Annotated in this window: 7 protein-coding genes; 3 read left to right on the top strand and 4 right to left on the bottom strand. The window is 43.4% G+C overall.

Features of this window, described 5'->3' with window-relative positions; translation table 11 throughout:
- Window positions 1–149, bottom strand: a 149-nt coding sequence (locus PX636_RS09450; RefSeq protein WP_288116900.1) for a hydroxymethylglutaryl-CoA lyase-like TIM-barrel protein, incomplete at its 3' end; no start/stop codon positions are given.
- Window positions 150–211: 62 nt separating this feature from the next.
- Here PX636_RS09450 and PX636_RS09445 point away from each other — a divergent pair.
- Window positions 212–544 (top strand): 2Fe-2S iron-sulfur cluster-binding protein, encoded by a 333-nt coding sequence (locus PX636_RS09445; protein ID WP_002797420.1) that lies wholly within the window; start codon window positions 212–214, stop codon window positions 542–544.
- A gap of 139 nt (window positions 545–683) precedes the next feature.
- Complete coding sequence (locus PX636_RS09440) at window positions 684–1229, top strand: hypothetical protein (RefSeq protein WP_125731290.1); 546 nt, start codon at window positions 684–686, stop codon at window positions 1227–1229.
- Here PX636_RS09440 and sds read toward each other — a convergent pair.
- Window positions 1226–2197: a solanesyl diphosphate synthase gene (sds, locus tag PX636_RS09435; protein ID WP_002797415.1), complete on the bottom strand. Its 972-nt coding sequence runs from the start codon at window positions 2195–2197 to the stop codon at window positions 1226–1228. The two genes, PX636_RS09440 and sds, sit on opposite strands and share 4 nt — an antisense overlap.
- A gap of 307 nt (window positions 2198–2504) precedes the next feature.
- Here sds and PX636_RS09430 point away from each other — a divergent pair, with 307 nt between their 5' ends.
- Window positions 2505–3200 (top strand): HAD family hydrolase, encoded by a 696-nt coding sequence (locus PX636_RS09430; protein ID WP_002801790.1) that lies wholly within the window; start codon window positions 2505–2507, stop codon window positions 3198–3200.
- Here the strand turns inward: PX636_RS09430 and PX636_RS09425 are convergent.
- Window positions 3197–3817: a CPP1-like family protein gene (locus PX636_RS09425; RefSeq protein WP_288116897.1), complete on the bottom strand. Its 621-nt coding sequence runs from the start codon at window positions 3815–3817 to the stop codon at window positions 3197–3199. The two genes, PX636_RS09430 and PX636_RS09425, sit on opposite strands and share 4 nt — an antisense overlap.
- 86 nt (window positions 3818–3903) lie before the next feature.
- Window positions 3904–4965 carry a CIA30 family protein gene (locus PX636_RS09420; protein WP_288116895.1) on the bottom strand — a complete coding sequence of 354 codons (1062 nt, stop codon included), beginning with the start codon at window positions 4963–4965 and terminating at the stop codon, window positions 3904–3906.
- Window positions 4966–5050: the final 85 nt, after the last annotated feature.

Genomic DNA, 5050 nt, shown 5'->3' with positions numbered 1-5050 from the left:
GGCCAACCGCCTTCGATAAAAGGAATACCCATTCTATCTAATTCCCTGGCGATTTTAATTTTATCTTCTAGGGAGAGGGAAATACCTTCTCGCTGGGCCCCATCCCGGAGAGTAGTGTCATAGACCCAAATGCGCTTACCATTGTTCATAGAAATAGTCAATAAGTGTTAATATTAATTAATAACTGTAGCAAGTTAAAATCACGCCCCTAATGCCTAGAATAACAGTTTACGGTCAAACAATCACCTGCGATCGAGGTGCAAATCTCCGTCGCGTATTATTAAAACATGACATTTCTTTGTATAATGGCGGTTCCAAGTTAATCAATTGTCGCGGCATCGGCAGCTGTGGAACCTGTGCGGTGGCAATTGTTGGCGAAGTTTCTGCTATCAATTGGCAGGAAAAAGCGCGCCTTTCTTTGCCTCCCCATAACCCCGATAATAACCGTCGTCTTGCTTGTCAAGTCAAAGTTTTTGGTGATATCGAAGTTACTAAATACGATGGTTTTTGGGGACAAGGAGACTCAGTGATCAGTTATCAGTGATCAGTTATCAGTTATCAGTTATCAGTTATCAGTTTTGAGTTATCAGTGAGCAGTATTAAGTATTAAAGTGTTAAAGTATTAAGTGGCAAGTTCGGAGCCTTCTTTTCACTGTTTACTGTTTACTGATTAAGGTTATCAAATGAACGAGACAATAACTTTTCGGATATCACCAATAATTCGGGTAACTTTATTAAGTTTATATGTGGCGTTAACCATCCCTTTACCCTTTTTAGCAAAAGTCACTAATTCCCCTGTTAATCCCAATTTTCTCTGGGTAGGAATTAGCTTAGGATTAATCGCTTTATACGGAGCTTTAAGTGAAAGAGTCATTTTATCAGAAACAGGGATACAAGTTACCTATCCCCAATGGTTTCCTGCTTTTCTTCGCTCTGGTTGGTGGTTAAATTGGACAGATATAAAAGAACTTAAATGTCGCAGTACAGGACAGGGTGGTTTAGTTTATTATTTCCTTGATCGCTCCTCAGAAAAAGCCTATTTATTGCCGATGCGAGTAGCGGGATTTAATCGCATGGTCAAAATAATCGCAGAAAAAACTAACTTGGATATGACTGATATTCGCCCCCTTTCTCAGCCTTGGATGTATGGAATTCTTTTTATTCTCACCCTATTTTTATTATTAGTCGATGCTTGGACTATTGCGACGGCGAGAACTATTATTCCCTAATAAATTCGGCTCAAAACGTAATCTACTAGCTCGATTAACACATCTTTTGAGGGAGAAGAAGCTAAACATTCAAGGTGTTTTAAGGCACTTTGACCGTATTGATCGGCTAATTCTTTTGAGCGAGGAATACCTTGGCTAGAGTGAATAAAATCAAGAGCTTTTTCGATGTCTCCTTCCTGACTGAATTCCCGCTCGATTAACACTTCTATATAGGGATTTTCCTCCATGGCAAAGAGAGCGGGAGCAGTGATATTACCACTGATCAAATCGGAGCCAGAGGGTTTTCCTAATACTTCCGTAGGGGAGGTAAAATCGAGAATATCATCGACGATTTGAAAAGCTAATCCTAAATCGCGACCATAATTATATAAATGATGATTAACTTCAGCCGATTGCTCGCTTAATACCCCGGCCGCTTTGGCACTGTTGGCAATTAAAGAAGCAGTTTTGTAGTAACTTTTTTCTAGATAAGCTGCCAAGGAGATACTGGTATCAAAGCGATTAATTCCCTGTTGAATTTCCCCTTCAGCAAAATCGCGAATCACTTCTGAGAGCAATTTTACCACTTCTAAATTATCTAAATTTGCTAGATACCAAGAGGATTGAGCGAAAAGAAAATCCCCCGCTAAAACCGCCACGCGATTGTCAAATAAACTGTTAACGGTGGGAACACCGCGCCGCAATTCTGCCTCATCTACCACATCATCATGGACGAGACTGGCAGTGTGGATCATCTCCGTGATTTCCGCTAATCGACGATGACGGGGAGTGATATCCCGGTCTAACATAGTGGCGCGAGACACTAACAACACGATCGCCGGTCGAACGCGTTTACCACCGGCCTCGAACAAATGTTCTGCTGCCGCCGCTAAAATGGGATGACGAGCGCCGACGAGGTTTTTTAAGTTATTGGTCAAAAGACGGAGATCATCGTCAACGGGTGCGAATAAAGAAGTTGTTGGGATCATTGGTTAGCCAATTGGCGAGATAGTTACGAAAGTTTACATATCCTTACATTTATTTTAAGCTAACCGTCCAGACTAGGGAAGGGGAAGCATCAGTAATCAGTGAGGGGTTGGGGTTTTAGGGTTTTAGGGTTTTAGTTGAAATTCCCCCACTTCCCCACCTCCCCACTTCCCCACCTCCCCACCTCCCCACCTCCCCACCTCCCCACTTCCCTGGTCCCTAATCTTTTTCCCGACAAAACTCTTGTCATTGTCAAGACTCTAGGGTAACTTGTATATAAAAATTAATAAAGCGAGAAGTATTAGAACGATGTTGAGACTAATTAGCGACTTTGACGGCCCGATAATGGACGTATCGGAGCGATATTACCAAGTTTATCAAGACTGTTTACAGAAAACCGCCTATAAAGGTCAAATTATCGGGGAATTATCGAAAGCGGAATTCTGGCAGTTAAAACGGGATCAGGTTTCTGAGAAGCGTATCGGGGAAATGTCAGGATTAGATGAAGATCAAGCGCGTAAATTTGCCCATCTTCGTCGTCAAACTGTCCATACTTTACCCTATCTTGTCCACGATCGCCCGGTGGTTGGTTCTTTGGAAACTCTCCAGAAAATCCAAGAGTTAAAGATCGATTTAGTCGTGATGACGATGCGGCGGGTATCCGAGCTAGATCATGCCTTTAATCGCCACGATATCGGTCGTTTTTTCGCCGCTAATCGTCGTTATTGTCTAAATAACAATTACACCAAAACCAACGACGTGCGCGACAAAACCCTGCTTATGGCTAAGGCCGCTAAAGAACTGCCGGCGGCTGCCGATACTTGGATGGTGGGGGATACGGAAGCGGATATTGCCGCCGCTAAAAGCCAAAATATTAAGGTTATTGGCGTATTATCGGGGATTCGCAGCCGTTCCCGTTTAGAGAGCTACGAGCCTGATTATATCGTCAATAACCTTGGGGAAGCAGTGGACGTGATCTTAGGCTCCCTACGAGCGATTGGTTAACGGAAAAAACTACTAATCACCCAAAAGATCAGAAAAGTGACGAGCGCATAAATTTGGCGATCGCCGAAGATATGCAAATCAGCCTTGGCCGCTAAACTGGCTAATCCCGCTCCCAGAGCGACTCCTAGCACTAAACCAGCGAGAGTGAATAGTAAGGCGCGGCCAAAACGTTTTTCCTTGCGGTTGAAAAAATAGATATTAACGAAAACGCCAAAAGCTAAGAGCAGCGGTAAAAGGGAGCCACTGGGATCGGGAACTAACAGCGTTATTGCTCCTAAACAAGCGTAAATCACTGCTGGTACACCGATATCCCGTGCAGAAGGTGTATCGATTAAGCTTCGCCACCAGTTAGGAGATTTGCTGCTAGTCACCGGTTTACTTTCCACCGGAATCGTCAGACGTTCAGGAAAACGAATGCGATCGGGAACTTTAATTCTACCCTCCTGTCGCATCCGCAGTCGATCCATGAGGACGGAATCGTAGGCCGCCTCGATCAATTCGACAATTTTGCTATCATTTTGATACTGTTGCACCAGTCTTTGTTTGGCCTCTTGAATTTCTTCAAAAGAGGATTCTTCAGTAACCCCAAGTTGTTCGTAGGGATTCTGTTCACTCATGAACATACCTCCTTAATTATGCTCCCGATAGTCATGATCTTAACCCGATGTTCTGTAGTTTAACTTGAGATGCAAGCTTATTTAAATTAATTAAGTTTAGCGAAAATCTGGGCAGAATCGATCGCTTCGTAGGGATAACCACTGGCATCTAAAAGGCTTTTTTCGGCGATTTCTCCTTCTTTAACGATAATTAAGCGGTTTTTGCCCCCGTAGGCTTTAATTGTGACAATTTCTAAAGCAAATAACCCCGGGGAGAAACGGGGATTTATGGCCCCATCGTACTCGAATTTACTCTGCATTAACTGCAAAGCATAGACGCTACTGCTATCAAAGGGTGCTGCCTCTCTCATCGTTTTGGCCCGCACCACCGGGATTAAATCGCCAAAAGGAATAGAAATCGTTTGCCAGGTGCGATCAAGTGTATCAAAAGAATAACAGTAACCGATGCCATCCCAACGTCCTTCACAGCGCAGAATTAATTTATAGCGTTTTCCGTCCCCTTGTACCTGTAATTCTATTCCCTCGTAGTTAGATAAATTTAGGGGAGGATTCAGGTTTCTGGTACGAACTGAGGCAAAACCACCGTTATTTTCGGTTCTAACGATACCGGAAAAGAGCGCTCGTCCTCCGGTTAGGGTTATCTGACTCTCACTCACTCCTCCCATTACCACATCATCCACCGCACCCCAGATTTCTTTTATATCACTGCTGGGATTGCTAAAGTCAAAGAGGGTTTTTTCGGCGGTTATCCCAGCATTTTTCAATAAATCGAGTAAATTAGCTAAACTATGGCGGTTATTCTCCCCTTGACAGTAGATAATTCTCTCAATCCCTGTGAATAATTGCGGGGTTTGCAGAGCAAATAAATCGACATTTTCAGCCAATAATTGACGTGCAGACTCGATATTATCGACTAAAGCGCGGATTTGATAGTTTTGCTGCTGTAGTTGGGTGATTACTTTTCTACCGATCGCATTTTCCCCACCAATGACTAAAATGGTCTTCATCCCTTGCTCATTTGTTAGCTGATTTTTTTTATCTTCCCCGAAACCGAGCAGCTTTTGCAGACAACTCCACAGGGGAATACTATCAAAATAGTCTAGAGTTTGCCAAAATCTCTGAAAATCCCAGCTTTTTGACTCAGCCATAACTTTTCTCTCCTCAAAAGGTCCTGTTGACATCCTCACCGCCGGGGCCGGACGGTGATGACCGGCAGATCAAACAAACTTAATT

Origin of the sequence: Microcystis sp. M53598_WE2, assembly GCF_030067735.1 — a bacterium.
Classification (GTDB): domain Bacteria; phylum Cyanobacteriota; class Cyanobacteriia; order Cyanobacteriales; family Microcystaceae; genus Microcystis; species Microcystis aeruginosa.
The sequence above is the reverse complement of the archived record's forward strand: the minus strand, read 5'-3'. Positions and strand labels throughout refer to the sequence as shown.